Source organism: uncultured Streptococcus sp. (assembly GCF_902463925.1).
GTDB lineage: Bacteria > Bacillota > Bacilli > Lactobacillales > Streptococcaceae > Streptococcus.
Genome location: NZ_CABQHE010000005.1, coordinates 124,533 through 149,007, shown reverse-complemented (window position 1 = coordinate 149,007; position 24,475 = coordinate 124,533). Strand labels below are relative to the sequence as shown.

Here is a 24,475-nt window from a genome sequence, read left to right as displayed (position 1 = left end):
TTTGCCATTTAGCAATCAAATCGTTGGTATAATCAATCAGCTCTTGGTTAGACTTACTTGAGGCGATGCCGTACTCTTGTGTTTTGAAACCTTCGTTCAATGTTTTAGTCTTCTTGCTTTCATAGCCAGAAAGGATAGATTTATCAACTGAGAAGGCATTTACACGGTGAGCGTAAAGTGATACAGCCAATTCTGGGAAAGAACCGAGTTGAACGTAGTTGAACTTAAGATTGTGGGCTGAGGCATATTCTTGTAAGGCAGCCTTAGTTGACGCCCCTTGAGAAACCCCGATAGTCTTACCATTCAAATCTGAGATTTTATTAATATCTGAATTTTTTAGGACTAAGAAACCAATCTGATCATGGTAGTAAGGATCTGAGATGGCATAAGATGCCTTACGTTCGTCATTAATGGTGTAGGTACCGATGAGTAAGTCGATAGTACCGTTATCCATAAGAGGTTCACGGGTTTGCGTCGTTACAGGGATGTAATTTACTTTCACTTTTAACTCATCAGCAATCTTTTTAGCAAGATCAACTTCCATACCTTCGTAGCTATTGGTCTTAGCAGAATAGTAACCAAAGTTAGGAACGTCTTGTTTTACACCAACATTAAGTGTTCCTTGATTAACGACTTTTTGAATGGACTTACTATCTAGGAGTTTGCTAGTGTGTTCTGCCTCAATCTTGTGACTTGAGAGCAGAAAGACACTAGCAATCACCAAGCTTACGACTGTTAGGTAACGTAAGATTTTTTTGAAAATCATAGGCACCTCCTTAGGCATCGACTTGGACACGATCAGAGTTGTGGTCGATAATCTTAGAAAGGAATTGAACTGCACGAGGTTCAGTTGGATTGTCGAAGAAACCATCCACATCCGTAGTGTCTACAAGGACTTGACCTTCAGCCATGAAAATGATACGGTCAGCCACGCTACGAGCGAAGCCCATTTCGTGGGTTACGACAACCATATTCATACCACCTTTGGCAAGGTTTTGCATAACCGCAAGCACGTCACCAATAGTCTCTGGGTCAAGGGCTGACGTTGGCTCGTCAAAGAGCAAGAGCTCAGGATTCATGGCAAGACCACGGGCAATAGCGATACGTTGTTTTTGCCCACCAGAAAGCATACCAGGGTAAGAATCTTTCTTGTCCCACATGTTAACGTAGCGAAGGAATTTTTCAGCAGTCTTTTCAGCTTCTGCCTTACTGATTCCGAGAACTTTGATAGGTGCCAAAGTGACATTTTCAAGAACGGTTTTGTGTGGGTAGAGGTTAAAGTGTTGGAAAACCATACCTGCTTCCTTACGCAATTCTACCAAATCTTTGGCAGAAGCTTCCGTCACATTATGTCCATTAACGATTAGGGTACCGTTGTCAATGGATTCCAAGGCGTTGATTGTACGGATAAGGGTAGATTTCCCAGACCCAGAAGGTCCCAATAGAACCACAACTTGTCCTTTTTCAATTTCTAGATTGATGTCACGAAGTGCATGATAGTCTCCGTAATATTTATTGACATTTTTAAATTCGATAAGTGCCATAAGAGCCTCCTATAATGGATTTACTTGTTAGCTTTTCTAACATGTATTAAATTCTAGCATAAGTAAAGGCGAAAGTCAAAAAATTCCGAATATTCTTTCAAAATGTTCGGTTTTTACTAAATAATTAATCATTTTTTTGATAAAAATATGAGCAAAACAAGAAACCCACCCGTAGGTGAGTTTCTGTTTTATTCACTAGCTTGCTCCCATTGTTTAGAGAGGTAGCGAGAGTAGCTAGAAATAGCAAAGTTAACCACGAAATAAGCTAAAGCCACAATACCGTATAAGGTAAAGATTTGACTAGGTTCGTAGTACCCACCCATCAAAATTTGACTCTTACCAAACAATTCTTGTAAGGCGATAACAGAGTAAAGGAAAGAAGTATCCTTGATAACTGTTACGAATTGAGAAATGATAGATGGCAACATCTTACGAATAGCCTGTGGGAAGATGATGTAAATAAAGATTTGTTTGTTGTTAAATCCTTGAGACAAGCCGGCTTCCGTTTGGCCATGGTCGATAGAGTTCAGTCCTCCACGAATGATTTCCGCCAAGGCAGCTGAAGTGAAGACCGTGAAAGAGGTAATCCCTGCCGCAGTTGACTTAAGCTGGAAGACCAAGAAGATAATGAAAATCCAAAGCAAGTTAGGAACGTTACGGACGAACTCAACGTAAATGGAAGCGATCCAACGAAGAATAGGATTCTTTCCGTTACGCATCACCGCCAGAATTGTTCCGAACAAGGTAGATAGCACGATGATGAAGAAAGACAAGTAAAGGGTCGTCCACATCCCTTGTGCTAAGAATTTAAGGTTAGTAGCTGATAAAACTTCTGACATAGTGGACCTCCTTAGTAAGCTTTCTTATTCTCTTCTTCTTTACGACGTGCCCAGGTAGCTAGAGGGAAACACATGATAAAGTAGAGGAAAGCAGCCCCAGCAAAGGCCGGCACATAGTTAGTGGTATCATAAGCCCAAGCCTTAGCCGTGAACATGATATCCGCCCCAGAGATGATGGCAACTGTTGAAGTATTTTTAATCAAGTTAACCACTTGGTTGGTCAATGGTGGCAAGATAGTACGCACGGCTTGAGGCAAGATGATGATACGCATAGTATCAGCGTAGGTGAATCCTTGAGACAAAGCTGCTTCGGTTTGACCTTTAGGAACTGCCTCGATACCTGTACGAATAATTTCAGAGATATAAGCTCCTGTGTAGACCCCTACACAAAGGATAGCTGTCAATGAAATTGGGATCATGACATGACCATCAGTCAATATTGAAATCCCATAGAAGACAACCACGAATTGCACAAGTAAGGGTGTGTTTTGGAAGATTTCGACATAAACACGTGAAATGCCACGGAGGACCTTGTTGTGAGTAGAGCTCATAGCTCCAAAGATGAGTCCAAGAAGAAGAGCTACAATCAAGGCACCGATTGAAATACCGAGGGTATAGAAGAAACCTTTGGCAAACTGACCAAAGTTAGCGAAGAAAGCAGCCCAACGTTCAAGAGCGAAAGGACTAGCCGTTTCAGTTAAAAGATACATAAATTCAGGACTCCTTTCTATTTATCTTCAGCCTTAGCTGGTTTCAAGTGATACTTATCGTAGAGTTTTTGAAGGCTACCATCTTTTTGCCATTTAGCAATCAAATCGTTGGTATAATCAATCAGCTCTTGGTTAGACTTGCTTGAAGCGATACCGTACTCTTGTGTTTTGAAACCTTCATCAAGGATCTTGGTTTTATCACTTTCGTAACCTGACAAGATTGATTTATCACCAGCAAAGGCGTCAATACGGTAAGCATAGAGTGATACGGCTAACTCAGGATAAGATCCAAGTTGAACGTAGTCAAACTTAAGGTTATTAGCTGAAGCGTACTCTTCAACAGCAGCTTTGGCAGATGACCCTTGAGATACTCCAATAGTTTTACCGTTTAGATCAGAAAGTTTCTTGTAGCCAGATTTAGTTTGAACAAGGAAGCCGATTTGGTCGTAGTAGTATGGATTTGACATGGCATATGAAGCCTTACGCTCATCTGTAATGGTATAAGTAGCGATAAGCATGTCAATAGTCCCGTTATCCATAAGGGCTTCACGAGTTTGTGGGGTAACGGCTGTAAAATTCACCTTAACCTTAAGTTCTTTGGCGATTTTCTTAGCAAGATCAATTTCCATACCTTGATAGGTATTGGTTTTGGCTGAGTAGTAACCAAAGTTTGGGACATCCTGTTTGACACCAACGTTTAGAGTTCCTTTTTTGACAATTTTTTGAATTGCAGCACTATTGAGTAGTTTACTGCTTTCATCTGCCTGACTACTTTTAGTGTTCCAGAGGAGAACTGCTACAAAAGCTAAAGCAGAGATAGCTAAAATGCGACTAAGTTTCTTGATTAACATAAGCCCTCCTTAGGCATCGACTTGGACACGATCAGAGTTGTGGTCGATAATCTTAGAAAGGAATTGAACTGCACGAGGTTCAGTTGGATTGTCGAAGAAACCATCCACATCCGTAGTGTCTACAAGGACTTGACCTTCAGCCATGAAAATGATACGGTCAGCCACGCTACGAGCGAAGCCCATTTCGTGGGTTACGACAACCATATTCATACCACCTTTGGCAAGGTTTTGCATAACCGCAAGCACGTCACCAATAGTCTCTGGGTCAAGGGCTGACGTTGGCTCGTCAAAGAGCAAGAGCTCAGGATTCATGGCAAGACCACGGGCAATAGCGATACGTTGTTTTTGCCCACCAGAAAGCATACCAGGGTAAGAATCTTTCTTGTCCCACATGTTAACGTAGCGAAGGAATTTTTCAGCAGTCTTTTCAGCTTCTGCCTTACTGATTCCGAGAACTTTGATAGGTGCCAAAGTGACATTTTCAAGAACGGTTTTGTGTGGGTAGAGGTTAAAGTGTTGGAAAACCATACCTGCTTCCTTACGCAATTCTACCAAATCTTTGGCAGAAGCTTCCGTCACATTATGTCCATTAACGATTAGGGTACCGTTGTCAATGGATTCCAAGGCGTTGATTGTACGGATAAGGGTAGATTTCCCAGACCCAGAAGGTCCCAATAGAACCACAACTTGTCCTTTTTCAATTTCTAGATTGATGTCACGAAGTGCATGATAGTCTCCGTAATATTTATTGACATTTTTAAATTCGATAAGTGCCATAAGAGCCTCCTAAAATTTTACATTAATATATGTAACAACAAGAGTGTATTTTACTATAGATATAGTAAAATGTCAAAAATGTTTGAAAATTCAATCATAGTGTTCGTCTTTTAAACGATTACACATAGCAAAGCTATCTCAAAAAACAAAGAAAGCTTGTCTATCAGCTCAATAACTATAGTAGAAACTTGGTCCTTGACCTATTTTTTGGTATAATACCTTTGATACGTAAAGTTTTTGTCTTTACTAAATTGAATGACTTAAGAAAACCGATGAGGTGTTTATATGAAAAAAATTCTAGTTGTTGATGATGAAAGACCAATATCGGATATTATCAAGTTTAACCTTACTAAGGAGGGTTATGAAGTGGTTACGGCCTTTGATGGTCGAGAAGCTTTAGAACAATTTGAAGCTGAAAAACCAGACTTGGTTATCCTGGACTTGATGTTGCCTGAACTGGATGGCTTGGAAGTAGCCAAGGAAATCCGCAAAACGAGCCACACACCGATTATTATGCTTTCAGCTAAAGATAGTGAGTTTGATAAAGTTATCGGATTAGAAATTGGAGCAGACGACTATGTGACGAAACCATTTTCTAACCGTGAATTGTTGGCACGTATTAAAGCCCACTTGCGTCGTACAGAAACTATTGAAACTGCAGTAGAAGAGAGCTCTAACTCTGGTAAGCAGGAAATTTCAATTGGTGAGTTGATTATTGTTCCGGATGCCTTTGTCGCTAAAAAACGTGGAAACGAAGTTGAGTTGACTCACCGTGAATTTGAGTTGCTCTTCCATTTGGCAACTCATATGGGACAAGTTATGACGCGTGAACATTTGCTTGAAACTGTTTGGGGTTACGACTATTTTGGGGATGTTCGTACTGTGGACGTAACTATTCGTCGTCTGCGTGAAAAGATTGAAGATACACCTAGCCGTCCTGAATATATCTTGACGCGTCGTGGTGTCGGCTATTACATGAAGAATTATGACTAGCATTGGCTTAAATATTACAAGCTTTGAACTAGCCTTACTCTTTACGCTCCTCTTTGTTGCTTTCTATTTTATTTTTTTAGCTTATCGTGATTATCGACAATCCAAAAATATCCGAAAGTTGACTAAGAGAGTCAAGTCCCTTATGGCAGGTAATTATAATGAAAAATTACGCATAAAGGGAGATTCAGAGCTTTTAGAGCTAGCAAATTGCTTGAATGATTTGTCGGACGTCTTTCGTTTGACACATGAAAATCTTGCTCAGGAAAAAAACCGCTTATCATCTGTCCTTTCGTACATGAGTGACGGGGTTATTGCGACCAATCGCCGTGGTCAGATTACCATGATTAATAGCACTGCTCAACGCTTGTTGAATTTAGATCGCGAGAGTGCGATTCAGATGTCGATTTTGGATTTACTAGATGGTGAGAATCCCTATACTTATAGTGAATTGTTGTCTAAGACACCCGAAATCCATCTGTCGCGTCGAGATGCTAATGATGAATTTGTGACGCTACGTGTTAATTTTGCACTAATTCGTAAGGAATCTGGTTTTATTTCAGGTCTGGTAGCCGTCCTTCATGATGCCACTGAACAGGAAAAAGAAGAGCGTGAACGTCGTCTCTTCGTATCAAATGTTAGTCACGAATTGCGGACACCTTTGACTTCAGTAAAATCCTATCTTGAAGCGCTTGATGATGGTGCTCTTCACGAAGAGATTGCTCCAAACTTTATTAAAGTTTCTTTAGATGAGACCAACCGCATGATGCGTATGATTTCTGACCTCTTGGCATTGTCTCGAATTGACAATAAAAGCACACAGCTTGATGTCGAAATGACAAACTTTACAGCCTTTATGACCTATATCTTGAATCGTTTTGATCAAATTAAGAGTCAAGAAACTAACCCAGGTAAGTTTTATGAAATCATTAGAGATTACTCAGTAAACTCTATTTGGGTGGAGATTGATACTGATAAGATGACTCAGGTCGTAGATAATATACTTAATAATGCCATCAAGTATTCTCCTGATGGTGGGCGAATTACAGTATCTATGAAAACGACGGACTCTCAGTTGATTGTTTCTATTTCCGACCAAGGTTTAGGGATTCCTAAAAAAGATCTACCTCTGATTTTTGACCGTTTTTACCGCGTTGATAAGGCCAGAAGTCGTGCTCAAGGTGGAACAGGACTTGGCTTGTCGATTGCAAAAGAAATTGTTAAACAACATCATGGCTTCATTTGGGCTAAGAGTGAGTATGGTAAGGGGTCAACTTTTACAATTGTGCTTCCATATGACAAGGATGCCATGATGGTTGATGAATGGGAGATGTAGTAGAAATGACCTCAGATTTAGGGTTTAAATACAGTATTTTGGCTTCAGGCTCAACCGGGAATTCCTTTTATTTGGAAACTCCCGAAAAGAAGATTTTAGTGGATGCTGGTTTATCAGGAAAAAAGATTACAAGTTTGCTAGCAGAGATTGATCGTGATCCAAGTGATCTTGATGCCATCTTAGTAACACATGAACACAAGGACCATATCCATGGTGTAGGTGTTTTAGCTCGTAAATATGGCATGGATATCTACGCCAATGAGAAAACCTGGCAAATTATGGATAGTAAGAATATGCTTGGCAAGATTGAAAATAGCCAGAAACATGTTTTTTCTCGTGATAAGCTTCTAACCTTTGGAGACATTGATATTGAGTCTTTTGGAGTTAGTCACGATGCTATTGATCCACAGTTCTATCGCTTTATGAAAGATGGAAAGAGTTTCGTCATGTTGACGGATACGGGTTATGTTTCTGATCGCATGGCAGGTATTATTGAAAATGCTGATGGTTATCTGATTGAGTCCAATCATGATATTGAAATCCTTAGGGCAGGTTCTTATCCTTGGTCAACTAAGCAACGTATCCTCTCTGATCAAGGTCACTTGTGTAATGAAGATGGAGCGGATGCTATGATTCGTACCATCGGTAATAAAACTAAAAAGATCTACTTGGGTCACCTTTCCAAAGAAAATAATATCAAGGAGTTGGCCCACATGACGATGGAAAATCAGTTGGCACGTGCTGACTTTGGTGTTGGAACAGACTTTAAAGTTTATGATACCTCACCAGACACAGCGACTCCACTGACAGACATTTAAAAATAGCAGAAGAGCTGCACTAATGCCTTTAGTGCAGCTTTTTAAAAGGAATGTATTTATGAAAGTAATTTATCTCTCGTTAGGGTTTGTCTCGCTCGGTTTGGGAATTCTTGGGATTCCTCTTCCTATCTTACCCACAACACCTTTTCTACTTTTAGCCATTGCTTGCTTTGCTAGAAGTTCCAAACGTTTTGAGAAATGGTTATATCATACTAAATTATATCAAAGTTATGTAGCTGATTTTCGAGAAACCAAATCAATTGCCAAAGAACGAAAGAAAAAGATTCTCATCCAAATCTATGTTTTGATGGGAATTTCCATCTTTTTTGCACCTATCTTTTTGGTGAAAATCGGACTCTTTTGCCTGACGGTCTTCATCACCTATTATTTATTTAAGGTTATTCCTGATAAAGACTAAGTTATCATCAAAAAATGAGACTTCCAAGATGGAGTCTCATTTTATATATTATTAATGTTTGCTCCGTAATTTCTTACGGACTTTATAGGCAAAATTGGCCAATCCATATAAAGGACTCACTGGAAGGTTGAATTCTCCAATGAATTGTTCAATACGTGGGTTAAATTTGGACTTGAAATTATACAAGCCACCATCAAGTGAATTTTCAATTCCTCCCATGTTTTGCCACTCAGCACCACGCTCAAAAGCGTGATTAGCTGTTTCATACCATGTCAGGATAGCCGGTTGATAACGACGGTAGTCTTCATCCATTCCTGCATAGATATTCTCAGACGTCTTGCCAAATTCAAGAACGAGTGTACTAGAGAGTGGGACCGTCTTATTTCCAGCATCAACTTTTTCTTGAAGAAAGTCAATTTCTTCTTTAAGTCTTTTGTGCTCTTGTTTATTGTTCTCGATTTTTCCTGGTTTAGTTTTTTCAGTGAATTTGGCTGCATCAGCAATGTTCTTTTCGAGTTGCTTGTTGAGGTCTTTGAGCCGAGCTGGTAAATCAAGAGTTGAGAGTGTGATGTAAGAAGATTCTGGGTAAGTAGTCAATAACTTTTCATAATAATCAATACCACGAAGGTGGATGTTCTTACGGGCCTCTGTCTTCTTCATCAAAGATGCGAATTGTTCAAGAAGTTCAGTACCACCAAATTGGACTGAAATCCCCTTGTTTCGAGCAGTACGAACAGCCTGCTTGGTACTTTTAGAGAGTTGTTCTTCAGTGAAATCTTCCTTGTGGATATTAGCTTGGAAGCGAGGTTGGATATTCTCAGCCATATCTTCAGTGAGGCCTGTCCATTCAACGCCAAGAGCTTGGATGTCTTTGGCAATTGCCATAGTCTCTTTACGGATTTCAGCTTCTTGTGAAATCAAGTTTTTAGTCACAAAGAGACTTGGGTCAAATTTCACAAAGAGGGTACGCTTTGTTTTGGCATATTTTTTTAGTGAAGCCATAACAAAGGCGAGCAATTCTTTATTTTGATAGTCCATAATAGGTCCACGAGGGATATAAATCATAGAAAAGCCAAGAGGAAGTGGCTGAATAAGGACACTAGCGACAGCAACGAGATTACCATCTTGATAGAAACCTAGGCGGTCATTGCCCCAACTATCCTTGATTTTTGCCCATGAGCTACTTTGTAATAAGTTGGTTTGAGGACTATCAATCACAAAGCGATCATGCTCAGAAGTACTGAGTCCAGTTTTATAGGTATACATATTATTCTAGAACCCACTTTCTAATAGCGTAAGCGACACCAGATTCATCATTTGATTTTGTGATGTGCTTCGCAATTTTCTTCAATTCTGGATTTCCATTTTCCATAACAACAGGAGAGCCAACGACTTCAAGCATAGCACGGTCATTTTCTTCATCACCGATAGCCATTGTTTCTTCTTTTGAAAGACCGAGTTTTTCAGCAAGATGGGTTACAGCGATACCTTTGTTGGCTGTTTTCTTGAGAATTTCTAGATAAAATGGTGTTGATTTTACAATGGTAAAGCGGTCATAAAATTCCTGTGGAAGCTTGGCAATGGCTGCATCAAGAATTTCAGGTTCATCGATATACATGGCCTTAACGAATTCCTTGTCAGCTACCTCTTCAGGTGTACGATAGTAAATTGGCATATGAACAAGTGTAGACTCATGAACTGTATAGCGTCCAATGTTGCGATTACTTGTGTAGATACCATCTTTAGTAATAGCGTGAGAATGAACACCAAGCTTGTTAGCCAAAACCTCAATATCAAGGTAGTCTTCGTATGAGAGTGTCTCACGAATCAATTCATTACCAGTAGAAGTTTCTTGGACAAGACCACCATTAAAAGTGATAACATAGTCTCCGTCTTGGTTGAGGTTAAGCTCTTCAAGAAGTGGAAGTACTCCTGGAATAGGGCGACCAGTCGCAATAACGACCTTTACCCCAGCAGCTTTAGCATCTTGAATCGCTTGAAAGACTTCCGGTGTAACTTGACGTTGGCTATTTAGAAGCGTTCCATCAATATCAACAGCAATAAGTTTAATAGACATAATAATTACCTGTTTCGTTTAGTTAGTTTCCCTTCTATTTTACTAAAATTTAGGTGCTTTGTCATAGTTCTTCCTGATAAAAGTATTATTGTCTCTTTAAAGAAGTAGATTAGGTAAGAATTGCCCAAATGCTTTTTAATTGGTAAAATAAGGTCAGACTAATAAAGGAGAGACAAGAGTGATTCGATTTACCAATCAACTGACCGATAAAGAACGTAAGGAAGCAAAAGCATTGATTGCTAGCTGCCAAGCCCATGATCAAACCTTTCGAGAACCTTATCTCTCCAATATGCTTAATTTTGATCCCGATATGCCGGCTTTTTTCCTCTGTTATCAAGAGGGAGAGTTACTTGGCTTATTAACGGTCTATGCGGATGATGAGGATGTTGAACTGAGTATCCTAGTTCATCCCAATCATCGTCGTAAGGGCATTGCACGTGCCTTGTTTAAGAGTTTCAAAGAAGAAACGGCATCTTACCCTATTCGCTCAGTGACCTTTCAGACGGAGCGTGTTTTTCTCGATCATCATCCTGATTTGGCAAGTCATTGGGGTTTGATTGAGAATGAAGAAACGGAAACCTGGTTAGGGAGAGATAGGACACCATATGTTTTGGAGTCCCGTTCAGATGTTAAGGTGCTCTTAGCAGAACCCTCTTATCTTGAAGAAATTACTCAACTTCACCACCAAGCCTTTTCTGATGCGGAAAAAATTGAAGTAAGTCGCAGATACATTACAGAGGCACTGAAGGACTCTGATGGCCTGCTTTACATTCTACTCAAAGAAGGTCAAGTAATTGGAGTTTGTACGGTTGATTTATCTGGGAACAGCAACTACCTTTATGGACTTGTCGTAGCAGAAGCCTATCGTGGCCAAGGCTATGGTAGCTATCTGGCTAAATCAGTCGTAAATCAATTCATTGCACAAAATGATAAGTCCTTCCAAATTGCAGTGGAAGATGACAATATTGGAGCAAAACGTTTGTATGAAAAAATCGGCTTTGTCAAACAAACCCAAGTGGTTTACTTGGAACAGATTTAATGACTTTTTTTGAGATTGCTGTCAGTATCGCATTAGAGTTGTCAAAATAGGTATAGTAACAAAAGGAGTAATTAATGGAAATTAAAATCAAAAACAAAATTAAAGTAGGCGATCAAACGGAAATTATCGAAGAAATCCACACTTGTGAGGTTATGGAAAAAGGGGGTTATACCTATCTTGTTCATCATAATTCCGAGAAAGAAAAAGTGGTTATTAAGTTGAATCAGGATGAGCTAGTAATGACACGCTTTTCTAATCCTAAATCCATCATGCGTTTTTCTGCTAAAGTACCTGCCTTGGTCCACATTCCGACACCGCTTGGTACTCAGCATTTTCTGACAGACACTAGTTTATTTGCCCATGACCCAAATGGACAGACAGTTGATATTCATTATCAATTGAAACATCCAGAAACAGAAGACGTTTTTGCTGATTATGAATTAGAAGTCTCTTGGTTTTAATTTTTGAAAAAATAGAATCATTTTGCTTGAATAACGAATAATTTATGATAAAATGTTTAGTACAAATAAGGGAGTAGCAGGTGACTGTAATCATGAGATTTGATTAACAGTTGCGATTATGTCGTCATTACGAAATTTTATATTTCCGGCATATTCTTAAACAGCGAGACTTGTTTTTAATTAAACAAGTCTCTTTTTGTATGATTTTTTATATAAAAAGAGTCTTGTTAGCCATTTTTCCCTATAGAGAAGGAGGAAATTATTTTGTCTAAAGAACAAAATAAAGCCTTGTTTTACACACAAGGAGAGGAAGAAGTCCTAAAAAACTTGGACACTTCTGTTGATGGTTTGTCCACTGCACAAGCCAAGGAACGTTTAGATGCCTATGGCTATAACGAGTTGGATGAAGGTGAAAAACGCAGCCTCTTGTCAAAATTCATTGATCAGTTTAAAGATTTGATGATCATCATCTTGCTTGTCGCTGCCGCCCTTTCTGTTATTACAGAAGGTATGCATGGTTTGACGGATGCCTGCATTATTTTAGCCGTTGTTGTTTTGAATGCTGCCTTTGGTGTGTATCAAGAAGGGCAAGCAGAAGCGGCTATTGAAGCTCTCAAAAACATGTCTAGTCCTAGGGCTCGTGTGCTCCGTGATGGCCATGTCGTTGAAATTGATTCACGCGAATTGGTTCCTGGAGACATCGTCTTGCTTGAAGCAGGTGATGTTGTTCCTGCGGATATGCGCTTGCTCGAAGCTGCCTCACTTAAGATTGAAGAAGCAGCCCTTACAGGTGAATCCGTTCCAGTTGAAAAGGATATTACTGAAACGGTTGCAGCTGATGCAGGTATTGGTGACCGTGTGAATATGGGTTACCAAAACTCTAACGTTACTTATGGTCGTGGTACTGGAGTTGTAACCAATACTGGTATGTATACTGAGGTCGGTAAGATTGCCGATATGCTGGCTAATGCGGACGAATCACAAACACCACTGAAACAAAGCTTGGAGCAATTGTCTAAGACCTTGACTTATCTGATTGTCGCTATTGCCTTGGTGACATTCTTGGTTAGTGTCTTCATTCGTGGTGAACAGCCTCTTGAAGGCTTGATGGTTGCCGTTGCGCTTGCCGTTGCAGCCATTCCTGAAGGTTTGCCTGCCATTGTAACCATTCTCCTGTCACTTGGAACAACAACTCTTGCTAAACGCAATTCGATTGTTCGTAAATTGCCAGCCGTTGAAACCCTTGGTTCAACAGAAATTATCGCATCTGATAAGACTGGTACCTTAACCATGAACCAAATGACTGTTGAAAAAGTCTATACAAACGGTCAATTGCAAAACGCTTCTACGGAACTTGGTGCCGAAAATACGACCCTTCGTATTATGAACTTTGCCAATGATACTAAGGTAGATCCAGATGGTAAACTAATCGGGGACCCAACGGAAACAGCTCTTGTTCAATTTGGTTTGGACAACAATTTTGATGTGCGTGACGTCTTGAAATCAGAGCCTCGTGTGGCAGAATTGCCATTTGACTCCGACCGTAAGCTCATGTCTACTATCCACAAAGAAGCGGATGGTACATACTTTGTTGCTGTTAAAGGTGCACCTGACCAATTGCTCAAACGTGTGACTCAAATTGAAATCAATGGTGAGGTTCGTTCTATCACGGATGAAGACAAGAAAGCTATCCTTGCAACTAATAAAGACTTGGCCAAACAAGCTCTCCGTGTCTTGATGATGGCTTATAAGACAACGAGTGAAATTCCTACTTTGGAATCTGAAGTTGTTGAATCTGATTTGATTTTCTCTGGTTTGGTAGGGATGATTGACCCAGAACGTCCTGAAGCAGCAGAAGCTGTTCGTGTCGCTAAAGAAGCGGGAATCCGTCCAATTATGATTACAGGTGATCACCAAGATACAGCGGAAGCAATCGCTAAGCGTCTCGGTATCATTGATCCAAATGATACGGAAGATCATGTCTTTACTGGAGCTGAGCTTAATGAGCTTTCTGATGAAGAGTTCCAAAAAGTTTTCAAACAGTACTCTGTTTATGCGCGTGTGTCTCCTGAACACAAGGTTCGTATTGTTAAGGCGTGGCAAAATGATGGCAAGGTTGTTGCCATGACAGGTGATGGGGTTAATGATGCGCCTTCACTTAAGACAGCTGATATCGGTATCGGTATGGGAATTACAGGTACAGAGGTTTCTAAGGGAGCTTCAGATATGGTTCTTGCCGATGATAATTTTGCGACAATCATCGTTGCAGTAGAAGAAGGACGTAAGGTCTTCTCAAATATTCAAAAATCAATCCAATACCTTTTGTCAGCCAACATGGCCGAAGTCTTTATTATCTTCTTTGCTACATTATTTGGATGGGATGTGCTTCAACCGGTGCATCTTCTCTGGATTAACTTAGTAACTGATACCCTTCCAGCCATCGCTCTTGGGGTTGAACCAGCTGAACCAGGTATTATGACTCACAAACCTCGTGGTCGCCAATCAAACTTCTTTGATGGTGGTGTCTTCGGAGCGATTATGTATCAAGGTGTTTTCCAAACTATCCTTGTTCTGGCAGTATATGGTTGGGGTCTTGCCTTTCCAGAGCATCATACGCAAGCAGAAATTCATGCGGATGCCCTTACAATGGCCTTTGCTACCCTTGGATTAATCCAGTTGCTCCATGCCTTTAACGTTAAATCTGTTTATCAATCAGTCTTTAAAGTTGGTCTCTTTAGAAACAAGACTTTCAACTGGGCAATTCCAGTAGCCTTTGTTCTTTTGATGGCAACTATCGTAGTTCCTGGGTTTAATAATCTCTTCCATGTATCACACCTTAGTCTGACACAATGGCTTGCTGTTATTGTAGGTTCATTCTTGATTGTGGTTTCGGTTGAATTAGTCAAAGCTATTCAACGTGCCCTTGGTAAGGATAAAGACGCTATTTAAGACATAAAGTCAGAGATAATGGTCTCTGGCTTTTTCTTATCACATCTTGAATTCAGGAGGGGTCTTGTTTATAATTGAAAGGAACTAATCATAAGTTAAGGAGAAGGCTATGAATGAAACCATTAAAACACAACTCAATCACCGCAGTATTCGTCAGTTTAAACCTGTGACTTTGACACAAGAAGAGGTTAACCTTCTTGTTGATGTTGCTCGCCATACATCAACGAGTAATTTTAGACAATCCTATTCGATTATCAGTATTACTGATCAAAAATTGAAGGAAGAAATTGCTGAAATTGCCAATCAGCCTTATATTCCAAATGCTGGGCACCTATTTGTATTTGTTGTGGACCAAAGACGTAATACTTTGATTGCAGAGGCAAAAGGTGCTGAAGCCTTGGTGCAAGGTAGTCCCGAACGCTTTATCTCAGCCTTCTCGGATGCAATGATTGCTGCTCAAAATGTGGTAGTAGCTGCTGAGAGTTTAGGTATGGGAACAGTTTATTTGGGGAGTATTTTAAATGATAATGCCAAACTTTCAGAGCTTCTCAAACTTCCAAAGTATGTCTATCCAGCAGTGGGTTTAGCAGTTGGTTGGCCAGATCAGGAACCACAGCTTAAACCTCGTTTGCCACGTCACGTCATCCATATGGAAAATTATTATCAGGATTTAGAAAATCCCTTGGAGGAGCTAAAAGATTACGATGCTGAAGTCCATGAGTATTATGACCTTCGCGATCTCAATAATAGGGTTGATGAATTTACGACTCAGATTGCAACGACAATGGATAAATCCGTTGCCAATCGTGCGAATACTTTGAAGGACCTTCAAAAGCAGGGATTTTTCACCGACTAAAAAAACGACTCTCATGAGAGCCGTTCTATAAATTGAACAATGTCATTGATGAAAGGAACTCATTTGCCAGTTCCTTTTTTTCATACTCTAAAAACTCTGGTCGTTTCTTGACCAGATTATAACGTTTGGAGAGGTTCCACGTTCCAGTAGGATTGAGTTCAGGGTGATTGGAAACAAAGTCGATGGTTAAATCCCATTCTCGTCGGTATCCAAGAGGTCGTGAGTGATAGGTTATACCGTCAATAGTTACCGTCCCATAACTGCGGTGGGCATGACCAAAAACAGCATCTTTAACGCCATGCTTGACGAAAATCTGGTGGAATTCTTCCGAGCCTAAGTAGGCATTAAACGGTGCAAAACGTTCATGCGTCATGGTAAAGCGACTGTGAGGAACAAAATGCATGGCAACTATAAGGTTATTCGTGTCTAAATCATTTAGAATATTATCTAGCTTCTTGAGACTCCTTTGACAGATTTCCGGATCAGTACCTAAACGCATAAGTCGACGGTCGAACCAAAGTTGTTTCTTACGTTTAAGAATCTTATCTAATGTTTCATCTGAATAGGAATAGTCATACCACCCATGAAAAGCCAATAATGTCTTACTACCTAAATTTGTCACCTGAAAATCCAGATTATCAATAAGGTCATCCTCTAAATCAAGCATATCATGATTGCCTAAATTATAGCTAACCTTGACCGCCTTAGACAGTTTTCGTAGGAAAGGTTTCGTGTCGATATAATAATGGTTAGAAATATCACCAGCGATATGGAGGTGGCTAACCTCTTGATCTTTTAGGCACTTTATTAGAGTATCGATTTCATATGTTTCAAAGTGATTCAAATCAATATGTAAATCACTCATTACTGCAAGTCTTGTCATAGGAACATTGTAACAAAAAGGTTAAGGCTTGTCTGTAAATGAAGATGGTGGAAAATACTTGCCCTTGGACTATATTTTCATTATGATAAGAATATGGATATCAAGTTAGAAATACAAAAGATGGCCAAGGAGATTGGCATTTCAAAAATTGGTTTTACAACCGCCGATGATTTTGCCTATCTGGAGAAATCACTTCGACTTGGGGTTGAAGAGGGGCGAACGACAGGGTTTGAACATAAAAATATTGAAGAGCGTATTTATCCTAAGTTAACCTTGGAATCAGCTAAAACCATCATTTCCATTGCTGTTGCCTATCCGCATAAGTTGCCGCAACAACCCCAAAAAACAGAATTTAAGCGTGGCAAAATCACTCCAAATTCGTGGGGGATAGATTATCACTATGTTTTGCAGGACAAACTAAAACGTCTGGCAGAAGGTATTGAAAAACTGACGGAAAACTTCGAATATAAAGGTATGGTGGATACTGGAGCCTTGGTCGATACAGCAGTGGCCAAGCGAGCTGGAATAGGCTTTATCGGAAAGAATGGACTAGTGATTTCAAAAGAATACGGCTCCTACATGTATCTCGGTGAGCTTATCACTAATCTAGAGATAGAACCTGATCATGAAGTAGACTATGGATGTGGGGATTGTCGTCGTTGTCTGGATGCCTGTCCGACGTCTTGTCTCATTGGCGATGGGACTATGAATGCCCGTCGTTGCCTATCCTTCCAGACCCAAGATAAGGGGATGATGGATATGGAGTTTCGAAAGAAGATAAAGACTGTTATCTATGGCTGTGACATTTGTCAGATTTCCTGTCCATATAACAGAGGTATCGACAATCCTTTGGCTTCAGATATAGATCCTGAGCTTGCCATGCCCGAATTGCTTCCATTTCTTGAGCTGACCAACAAATCTTTCAAGGAGAAATTTGGAATGATTGCCGGTTCATGGCGAGGGAAGAATATTCTTCAACGTAATGCCATTATTGCCTTGGCCAACTTACATGACCGTAATGCTATTGTCAAACTGATGGAGATAATTGATAAGAATAATAATCCCATCCATACGGCGACTGCCATTTGGGCTCTCGGTGAGATTGTTAAGAAACCCGATGAGGCTATGTTAGACTATATGAGGGAACTGTCACCTAATGATGAAGAATCCCAAGCCGAGTGGGAGCTTGTGTGTGCAAAATGGCAAATTTAAGTGATTTATGCTAGAATTAAGCATAATACTATAAAATGGAGGAAACCTATCCATGGAAGTGGCAGAAATTCGCCAAAAAATCTCTGAAAATCAAGAGAAGCTCGTGAGCTTCGGGAGGTCTCTTTGACTTAGATCGTTTGGAAGAGGACATTGCGCTCCTTGAAAACCGAATGACTGAGCCAGATTTTTGGAATGATAATATTGCAGCTCAAAAGACTTCACAAGAGTTAAATGAGCTCAAAATGAAATACGAAACTTTCAACAATATGCAAGAACTCTCTGACGAAACAGAGCTTTATTTAGAAATGTTGGAAGAAGATGATAGTGTTCAAGAAGAACTCGAAGAAACACTTGAAAAACTTGATAAGATTATGACAAGTTACGAGATGACACTGCTCTTGTCTGAACCATATGACCATAACAATGCCATTCTGGAAATTCACCCAGGCTCTGGTGGTACAGAAGCTCAGGACTGGGCTGATATGTTGCTCCGTATGTACCAACGTTATGGAAATGCCAAAGGGTTCAAGGTTGAGACTTTGGATTATCAGGCTGGTGATGAGGCTGGAATCAAATCTGTAACCCTTGCTTTTGAAGGACCTAATGCTTATGGTTTCCTCAAGTCAGAAATGGGTGTCCACCGTTTGGTTCGTATTTCACCATTTGACTCTGCCAAACGTCGTCATACCTCATTCACATCTGTGGAAGTTATGCCTGAATTAGATGATACCATTGAAGTTGAGATTCGTGATGATGATATCAAGATGGATACATTCCGTTCAGGTGGTGCTGGTGGTCAGAACGTCAACAAGGTTTCAACTGGTGTGCGTTTGACCCATATTCCAACTGGTATTGTTGTTGCTTCAACGGTTGACCGTACACAATATGGAAACCGCGACCGTGCGATGAAGATGCTTCAAGCTAAACTCTATCAAATGGAGCAAGAAAAGAAAGCAGAAGAAGTGAATGCTTTGAAAGGTGATAAGAAAGAAATCACTTGGGGAAGTCAAATTCGCTCATACGTTTTCACGCCATATACCATGGTTAAAGATCACCGTACAGGCTACGAAGTTGCCCAGGTTGATAAGGTAATGGATGGGGATATTGAAGGCTTCATCGATGCCTACCTCAAGTGGCGTATGGAAGAATAGTAATAACATACTATTTTTAAGTATTTATATACTTTATCTTAATGAAAGGAAGGCGTTCAGCTACTTTAGTAGTTGAATACTGACATTATGGCTCTTATTGAATTAAAAGATGTTACTAAAAAGTATGATAAGTCAACGACAGCCCTTAGACACATTGATTTGTCTGTTAACTCTGGTGAGTTTGTTTACTTAGTCGGCCCTTCTGGTGCTGGTAAATCAAGTTTAATTCGCTTGTTCTACCAAGAAGAAAAATTAACGAGTGGTTCTATGAAGGTTGGAGAGTTTGATTTAACCCGACTTCGTAAGAAAGATGTTCCACTCTTGAGACGTTCCCTTGGAGTTGTTTTCCAGGATTATAAACTCCTTCCAAAGAAAACAGCTTTTGAAAATGTTGCTTATGCCATGGAAGTTATTGGTGAGAAACCTCGTCATATCAAGAAACGAGTGGCAGAAGTACTCGAGTTAGTTGGTCTTAAACACAAGATGCGTTCGTTCCCAAATCAGTTGTCTGGTGGTGAGCAACAGCGTGTTGCTATTGCGCGTGCTATTGTAAATAATCCAAAAGTTTTGATTGCGGATGAACCAACAGGGAACTTGGACCCAGAGATTTCTTGGGAAATTATGCAGGTCCTTGAACGTATTAACTTGCAAGGGACTACCATTATAATGGCAACCCATAACTCAACTATCGTTAATAACCTTCGTCATCGTGTTGTAGCGATTGAGGAAGGACGTATTGTTCGTGATGAAGAGGAAGGAGAGTACGGTTACCATGATTAGACGCTTTTTCCGCCATTTAGGAGAATCGATTAAGAATCTCAAACGTAATTTGTTGTCAACACTTACGGCAGTATTTTCGGTAATGATTGTTCTTTCACTTTTAGGTGTCTTTGGCTCTGTTATCTTAAATACACAGAAATTGGCTTCAGATATTGAAAAGAACATTCAGGTCAATGTTTACTTGAATCCAGATTCATCAGATGCCTCGAAAACGGTCAAGGAACTTTCTGGACAGATTGTTGCTAATAAAGACTACCATAAGATTTATGATGCTTTGACCAAAATCAAAGGTGTAGATAAGGTTACCTTCTCTAGCAAAGAAGAACAAAAGAAACAACTCATTGAAACAATGGGGTCAAGTTTCGAGACAGCGACTGGGGATGCTAACCCACTATCTGATGTTTACATCGTTCAAACGAAATCACCAGATGATGTCAGTCGAGTTGCTAAGGAAGCTAAAGCCATTCAGGGCGTTGATAATGCTAACTTTGGTGGGTCAGATACCGAAATTCTGATGTCTACTATGAAACGTGTTCAATTTTGGGGAATCATTGCCACAGCTCTTTTAACGATTGTGGCTGTCCTATTGATTTCAAATACCATCCGTATTACCATTATGTCACGTGCGACTGAAATTCAAATCATGCGTTTGGTAGGTGCCAAGAATTCATATATTCGTCGTCCCTACTTGATGGAGGGTGCTTGGATTGGTGCGCTTGGTGCTATCATTCCTTCAGGACTCATTTATCTTTTGTATCACATGGTTTACTCATCTTTGAACCCTGATTTCGTTAAAGGTGGTATTTCGATGTATGATCCAGAGTGGTTTGTCTATGCAGTTATCGGAACTCTCTTTGCAGTCGGTATCATTATCGGTTCGATTGGGTCACGTATGGCAATGCGCCGTTATTTGAAATACTAAAGAGATTAAAGGAGAACCAATCTGGTTCTCTTTTTGTTTGTCATAAGATTGAGAAAAGCAGATTTTCAACTATATCTCAAAATCATCTCAAAATCGTTTGCTCAAAGCCCAAATCCAATCCCATATTTGGTATAATATTTAAAAACATTGGAAAAGAGATGCATTATGACAAAGTTAGCTACCATTTGTTATATTGACAATGGAAAGGAGCTTTTGCTCCTACATCGTAATAAAAAACCTAATGATGTTCATGAAGGAAAGTGGATTTCTGTTGGGGGAAAACTAGAAGCGGGAGAAACGCCTGACGAATGTGCTCGTCGTGAAATTCTCGAGGAAACCCATTTTACAGTGACTGAGATGGATTTTAAAGGGATGATTACCTTTCCAGAATTCACTCCGGGCCACGATTGGTATACCTATGTTTTTAAGGTAACTGGTTTTGAAGGAGAACTCATCTCAGATGAGGAGTCTCGTGAAGGAACGCTTGAATGGGTGCCATATGATGAGGTCTTATCTAAACCAACTTGGGAAGGTGACTACGAGATTTTCAAGTGGATCCTTGAAGATAGATCTTTCTTCTCTGCAAAATTTGTCTATGATAGTAACCAAAACTTAGTAGACAAGAGTGTCACTTTTTATGATAAATAGGGAGGAACTATGAATCGCAAAAAAACAGAACATTTTTCAGAAACATGGTTTTTTAAGTGGGTATTGAATAATCAGGCTGTTGTAGCCTTTTTCATCTTACTTTTGATTGGTTTGACGGTTTTGATTTTCACCAAGATTAGTCCTATTTTTTCACCCGTCATCCAGTTTATGACCATTATTATGTTGCCACTGGTTATTTCCATGCTCCTTTATTATTTAATAAAACCTTTGGTACTACTTGTAGAAAGAACTGGACTAAGTCGAACTATGTCTATCTTGGTCATCTACGCTATCCTTGGTTTGCTCTTGGTCTGGGGAATTTCGACGGCCATTCCTAGCTTACAAAATCAAATTTTGATTTTGATAAGAAATGCACCATCATATATTGCACGTGCTAATAGTGAGACGGAACGTTGGATTAATCTTCCTATTCTTTCTAACTTTCACGGTGATCTAGAGTCCATGCTTAGTGATTTCTCAGCGAGAATGGTCAACTATGCTGAGAACTTTTCTTCATCGGCTTTGACATGGGTTGGAACTTTTGCGAGCACAGTAGCAAGGGTAACAGTAGCTATCATTTTGGCACCCTTCATTCTGTTCTACCTTTTAAGAGATAGCCAAAAGATGAAACAAAGCTTTGTCTCAGCTTTACCAACTCGCTTTCGTGAAACAACTGTTCGTATGCTTTCAGATATCAATAGTCAGCTTGAAGGGTATGTTCAAGGCCAGGTTACAGTCGCTATTGTCGTTGCCATTATGTTCTGTATTATGTTTAAGATTGTAGGTCTTCGATATGGTATGACTTTTGGTATTATGGCAGGTTTTCTAAATATGGTTCCTTATCTAGGAAGCTTTCTTGCTATGGTACCAGTTGTAATCATGGGATTGGTACAAGGACCTGCTATGCTGATCAAGGTCCTCATTATTTTTGTCATAGAGCAAACTATTGAAGGACGTTTTGTTTCTCCACTCGTTTTGGGAAATAAACTAAGCATTCACCCTATCACCATTATGTTTATTCTCTTGACAGCAGGATCTCTGTACGGTGTGTGGGGTGTCCTATTAGGGATTCCAATCTATGCCTCTGTCAAGGTTGTTATTAGAGAGATTTTTGATTGGTACCGTTCTGTAAGTAATCTTTATCAAGATGATCTAGAAAATGAAGGACAAAAAGACGATGTTAAATAGTGAAAAAATGGTTGCCTCTATTGGAAACCAAGATTTAGACCACGCTGACAAATATTTTAAAAAAGCTTTACGAGAAGACCCAGAAGAGGTTCTTGTTGAGTTGGGTCAATACTTAGAGTCTATTGGTTTCTTACCACAGGCACAGGAAATTTACGAAAAAGTTCGTTTTGATTTTCCAGAGGTTAATGTCAATCTAGCACAAATTGCAGCCGAAGATGGCGATATTGAAGAGGCCTTTCTTTATTTGGATGCCATACCTGAAGACTCTGACGACTATTTGTCCGCTTTAATTGTAAAGGCAGACCTCTACCAAATGGAGGGATTAACGGATGTAGCACGTGATAAGTTGTTGGAGGCAAGTCAACTATCAGATGACTCATTGATTATTTTTGGTTTGGCTGAGATGGAATTTGAACTTGGAAATTTTGAACAAGCTATTCAATACTATGCTAAATTAGATAATCGTGACCTCTTGGAAATGACTGGCGTTTCTACATATGAACGCATTGGTAAGGCTTATGCCAGTCTTGGTAAATTTGAAGCTGCTCGTGAATTTTTGGAAAAAGCTATTGAAATTGAGTACGATGATACCATTGCTTTTGAATTAGCCACTTTGCTCTATGATCAAGAAGAGTATCAAAAAGCTAATTTTTACTTTAAGCAGATAGAAACCATGTCTTCAGACTTCGAAGGTTATGAGTATGTTTACGCCTTGTCGTTACATGCAGAGCATAAAACCGAAGAAGCCTTACGTATAGCACAACAAGGGATTTCAAAAAATGCCTTTGATGTTCAATTACTTTTGTTAGCGTCACAGTTATCCTACGAGTTGCATGATACTCAATCTGCTGAATCTTATTTGAAGCAAGCCTTGCCATTGGCTGAGGACCAAGATGAGATTGTCTTACGTTTAAGTACTCTCTATTTGGAAGAAGAACGTTACGAGGAACTGGTAGCTTTAGCCAATTACGAAGTTGATTCTGTTTTGGCTCGTTGGAACTTTGCCAAGGCCTACCAAGCACTTGATGATGAAGAAGAAGCCTTTCAAATCTATCAAGATTTGTCTAAAGATTTATCTGAAAATCCTGAATTTCTCCATGATTATGCATATATCCTGCGTGAATTTGGTTACAGAGATCAAGCGCGTGCGACAGCAGAAAAATACCTTGCCTTAGTTCCAGATGATGTCAATATGCAAACATTTCTTGAGGATTATTAAGCTGCGAAAGGCTTTAATTATTGCTTTTAAGAGAGGGAGAGAGACATTGAGCTTGCTCACTTCCTCTTTTTTTATTTCTCTATTTATGTTATAATTTTATTAGAACCCATAAGGAGTAAGTATGGTTAAGAGAGATTTAATTCGAAATATTATCATAGCAGTTCTTGCCATTGTAGTAATTTTGTTGTTGAGAGCTTTTGTCTTTTCAACACACCGTGTGACTGAAGGTCAAGCTAATGATTATATTCATGCTGGTGATTATGTCACTTTCAATAAAAACGTTGAACCTCAGATAAAAGATTTTATTCTTTATACAGTTAATGGCAAGGAATATATTGGACGTGTTATTGCTGGTGAGGGCAAGAGCGTGACAGCTATGGATGATTTCCTTTATGTCAATGATAAGTCAGTTGACGAAGCCTATATTAGCAAGGATAAATCAGCTTATTTGGCGACAGTGTCACCTGGGAATTTCTTTACTGATGATTTTTCCATTGCAACATTGACAGATAATAAACAAACTAAGATTGAAAAAGGTCAATACCTCGTGTTGAACGATAACCGTCGTAATACAGATGATAGTCGTAAGTTTGGTCTTATTGAAAAGGACCAAATTAAAGGTGTTATCTCTTTCAGATTGTATCCTCTATCACGTTTTGGTTTCGTTGATGTCGATTAATATTTCAATACTACTAAAAAAGCTAGGAACTTTTGATAAGTTTCTAGCTTTTTTAATGGTATTGTCTTTAGAAATGAAATTGTGATGGGGACTAAGGCTTATTACGAAAAAGAAACTAAAGTTTCAGT

The 24,475-nt window shown here is 39.6% G+C and carries 25 protein-coding genes; 16 read left to right on the top strand and 9 right to left on the bottom strand.

The annotated features are described in order from the left end of the window. From RDY04_RS05375 to RDY04_RS05350, 6 genes are all read right to left on the bottom strand, one after another. Nucleotides 1-766: transporter substrate-binding domain-containing protein (locus RDY04_RS05375; protein ID WP_303951005.1), on the bottom strand; the 766-nt coding region annotated here is incomplete at its 3' end. A 10-nt stretch (nt 767-776) separates the two neighbouring features. Next, nucleotides 777-1,544, bottom strand: coding sequence for an amino acid ABC transporter ATP-binding protein (locus tag RDY04_RS05370; RefSeq protein WP_002885036.1), 768 nt, complete (start codon nt 1,542-1,544; stop codon nt 777-779). Between the two features lie 188 nt (nt 1,545-1,732). Next, the gene (locus RDY04_RS05365) at nt 1,733-2,383 is read right to left on the bottom strand and encodes an amino acid ABC transporter permease (RefSeq protein ID WP_002886253.1); all 651 of its coding nucleotides are present in this window, start codon (nt 2,381-2,383) and stop codon (nt 1,733-1,735) included. An 11-nt stretch (nt 2,384-2,394) separates the two neighbouring features. Beyond that, nucleotides 2,395-3,093 (bottom strand): amino acid ABC transporter permease, encoded by a 699-nt coding sequence (locus RDY04_RS05360; protein ID WP_002886251.1) that lies wholly within the window; start codon nt 3,091-3,093, stop codon nt 2,395-2,397. A gap of 17 nt (nt 3,094-3,110) precedes the next feature. After that, the gene (locus RDY04_RS05355; protein WP_303951002.1) at nt 3,111-3,944 is read right to left on the bottom strand and encodes a transporter substrate-binding domain-containing protein; all 834 of its coding nucleotides are present in this window, start codon (nt 3,942-3,944) and stop codon (nt 3,111-3,113) included. A 9-nt stretch (nt 3,945-3,953) separates the two neighbouring features. Continuing rightward, entirely contained in the window at nt 3,954-4,721 is a 768-nt protein-coding gene (locus tag RDY04_RS05350) for an amino acid ABC transporter ATP-binding protein (RefSeq protein ID WP_002885036.1), read from the bottom strand. A 285-nt stretch (nt 4,722-5,006) separates the two neighbouring features. Here RDY04_RS05350 and yycF point away from each other — a divergent pair, with 285 nt between their 5' ends. From yycF to RDY04_RS05330, 4 genes are read left to right on the top strand one after another with little or no spacing between them, the layout of a single operon-like run. Further along, nucleotides 5,007-5,714 carry a response regulator YycF gene (gene yycF, locus RDY04_RS05345; protein WP_003093060.1) on the top strand — a complete coding sequence of 236 codons (708 nt, stop codon included), beginning with the start codon at nt 5,007-5,009 and terminating at the stop codon, nt 5,712-5,714. Next, nucleotides 5,707-7,047: a cell wall metabolism sensor histidine kinase VicK gene (gene vicK, locus RDY04_RS05340; protein ID WP_303950999.1), complete on the top strand. Its 1,341-nt coding sequence runs from the start codon at nt 5,707-5,709 to the stop codon at nt 7,045-7,047. Before yycF ends, vicK begins: the two co-directional genes overlap by 8 nt. A 5-nt stretch (nt 7,048-7,052) precedes the next feature. Next, a complete protein-coding gene (locus tag RDY04_RS05335) occupies nt 7,053-7,865 on the top strand; it encodes an MBL fold metallo-hydrolase (protein ID WP_295494848.1) in 813 nt (270 codons plus the stop codon). 58 nt (nt 7,866-7,923) lie between these two features. Then, nucleotides 7,924-8,283 (top strand): YbaN family protein, encoded by a 360-nt coding sequence (locus tag RDY04_RS05330; RefSeq protein WP_303950996.1) that lies wholly within the window; start codon nt 7,924-7,926, stop codon nt 8,281-8,283. A 51-nt stretch (nt 8,284-8,334) separates the two neighbouring features. Here RDY04_RS05330 and RDY04_RS05325 read toward each other — a convergent pair whose 3' ends face one another. Further along, the gene (locus tag RDY04_RS05325; RefSeq protein ID WP_303950993.1) at nt 8,335-9,549 is read right to left on the bottom strand and encodes an aminoacyltransferase; all 1,215 of its coding nucleotides are present in this window, start codon (nt 9,547-9,549) and stop codon (nt 8,335-8,337) included. A 1-nt stretch (nt 9,550) separates the two neighbouring features. Next, entirely contained in the window at nt 9,551-10,360 is an 810-nt protein-coding gene (gene yidA / locus RDY04_RS05320; RefSeq protein WP_002885000.1) for a sugar-phosphatase, read from the bottom strand. A 178-nt stretch (nt 10,361-10,538) separates the two neighbouring features. Between yidA and RDY04_RS05315 the strand changes: the two genes are divergently transcribed. The 4 genes from RDY04_RS05315 to RDY04_RS05300 all read left to right on the top strand — a co-directional run bounded on the left by RDY04_RS05315 (nt 10,539) and on the right by RDY04_RS05300 (nt 15,665). Further along, nucleotides 10,539-11,399, top strand: a complete 861-nt coding sequence (locus RDY04_RS05315; protein ID WP_303950990.1) for a GNAT family N-acetyltransferase — start codon at nt 10,539-10,541, stop codon at nt 11,397-11,399. 74 nt (nt 11,400-11,473) lie between these two features. Then, on the top strand, nt 11,474-11,860 hold the full coding sequence (locus RDY04_RS05310) for a DUF1934 domain-containing protein (protein ID WP_303950987.1): 387 nt from the start codon (nt 11,474-11,476) through the stop codon (nt 11,858-11,860). Nucleotides 11,861-12,124: 264 nt separating this feature from the next. Further along, the gene (locus RDY04_RS05305) at nt 12,125-14,809 is read left to right on the top strand and encodes a cation-translocating P-type ATPase (RefSeq protein ID WP_303950984.1); all 2,685 of its coding nucleotides are present in this window, start codon (nt 12,125-12,127) and stop codon (nt 14,807-14,809) included. 109 nt (nt 14,810-14,918) lie between these two features. Beyond that, complete coding sequence (locus RDY04_RS05300) at nt 14,919-15,665, top strand: NADPH-dependent oxidoreductase (RefSeq protein WP_003097054.1); 747 nt, start codon at nt 14,919-14,921, stop codon at nt 15,663-15,665. A gap of 25 nt (nt 15,666-15,690) precedes the next feature. On the opposite strand, the gene RDY04_RS05295 is transcribed toward RDY04_RS05300, so the two are convergent. After that, nucleotides 15,691-16,548, bottom strand: coding sequence for a metallophosphoesterase (locus RDY04_RS05295; RefSeq protein ID WP_303950981.1), 858 nt, complete (start codon nt 16,546-16,548; stop codon nt 15,691-15,693). A gap of 93 nt (nt 16,549-16,641) precedes the next feature. Here RDY04_RS05295 and queG point away from each other — a divergent pair, with 93 nt between their 5' ends. From queG to lepB, 8 genes are all read left to right on the top strand, one after another. Further along, nucleotides 16,642-17,760 (top strand): tRNA epoxyqueuosine(34) reductase QueG, encoded by a 1,119-nt coding sequence (queG, locus tag RDY04_RS05290; protein WP_303950979.1) that lies wholly within the window; start codon nt 16,642-16,644, stop codon nt 17,758-17,760. 52 nt (nt 17,761-17,812) lie between these two features. Next, nucleotides 17,813-18,911, top strand: a protein-coding gene (gene prfB, locus RDY04_RS05285) for a peptide chain release factor 2 (protein ID WP_096833329.1) whose coding sequence is annotated in 2 segments (ribosomal slippage) — nt 17,813-17,884 and nt 17,886-18,911 — 1,098 coding nt in all. Because the reading frame shifts where the segments join, the coding sequence is not laid out codon by codon here. Nucleotides 18,912-18,998: 87 nt separating this feature from the next. Further along, entirely contained in the window at nt 18,999-19,691 is a 693-nt protein-coding gene (gene ftsE / locus RDY04_RS05280; RefSeq protein ID WP_295494876.1) for a cell division ATP-binding protein FtsE, read from the top strand. Continuing rightward, nucleotides 19,684-20,613 carry a permease-like cell division protein FtsX gene (gene ftsX, locus RDY04_RS05275; RefSeq protein WP_295494878.1) on the top strand — a complete coding sequence of 310 codons (930 nt, stop codon included), beginning with the start codon at nt 19,684-19,686 and terminating at the stop codon, nt 20,611-20,613. The genes ftsE and ftsX overlap by 8 nt, the downstream gene beginning before the upstream one ends. A gap of 165 nt (nt 20,614-20,778) precedes the next feature. After that, the gene (locus tag RDY04_RS05270) at nt 20,779-21,261 is read left to right on the top strand and encodes an 8-oxo-dGTP diphosphatase (RefSeq protein WP_303950973.1); all 483 of its coding nucleotides are present in this window, start codon (nt 20,779-20,781) and stop codon (nt 21,259-21,261) included. Nucleotides 21,262-21,270: 9 nt separating this feature from the next. Next, nucleotides 21,271-22,449: an AI-2E family transporter gene (locus RDY04_RS05265; protein ID WP_303950972.1), complete on the top strand. Its 1,179-nt coding sequence runs from the start codon at nt 21,271-21,273 to the stop codon at nt 22,447-22,449. Further along, nucleotides 22,439-23,668 carry a tetratricopeptide repeat protein gene (locus RDY04_RS05260; protein WP_303950970.1) on the top strand — a complete coding sequence of 410 codons (1,230 nt, stop codon included), beginning with the start codon at nt 22,439-22,441 and terminating at the stop codon, nt 23,666-23,668. The genes RDY04_RS05265 and RDY04_RS05260 overlap by 11 nt, the downstream gene beginning before the upstream one ends. A gap of 121 nt (nt 23,669-23,789) precedes the next feature. Then, nucleotides 23,790-24,347 (top strand): signal peptidase I, encoded by a 558-nt coding sequence (gene lepB, locus RDY04_RS05255; protein ID WP_303950968.1) that lies wholly within the window; start codon nt 23,790-23,792, stop codon nt 24,345-24,347. The last annotated feature ends 128 nt before the right edge of the window (nt 24,348-24,475 follow it).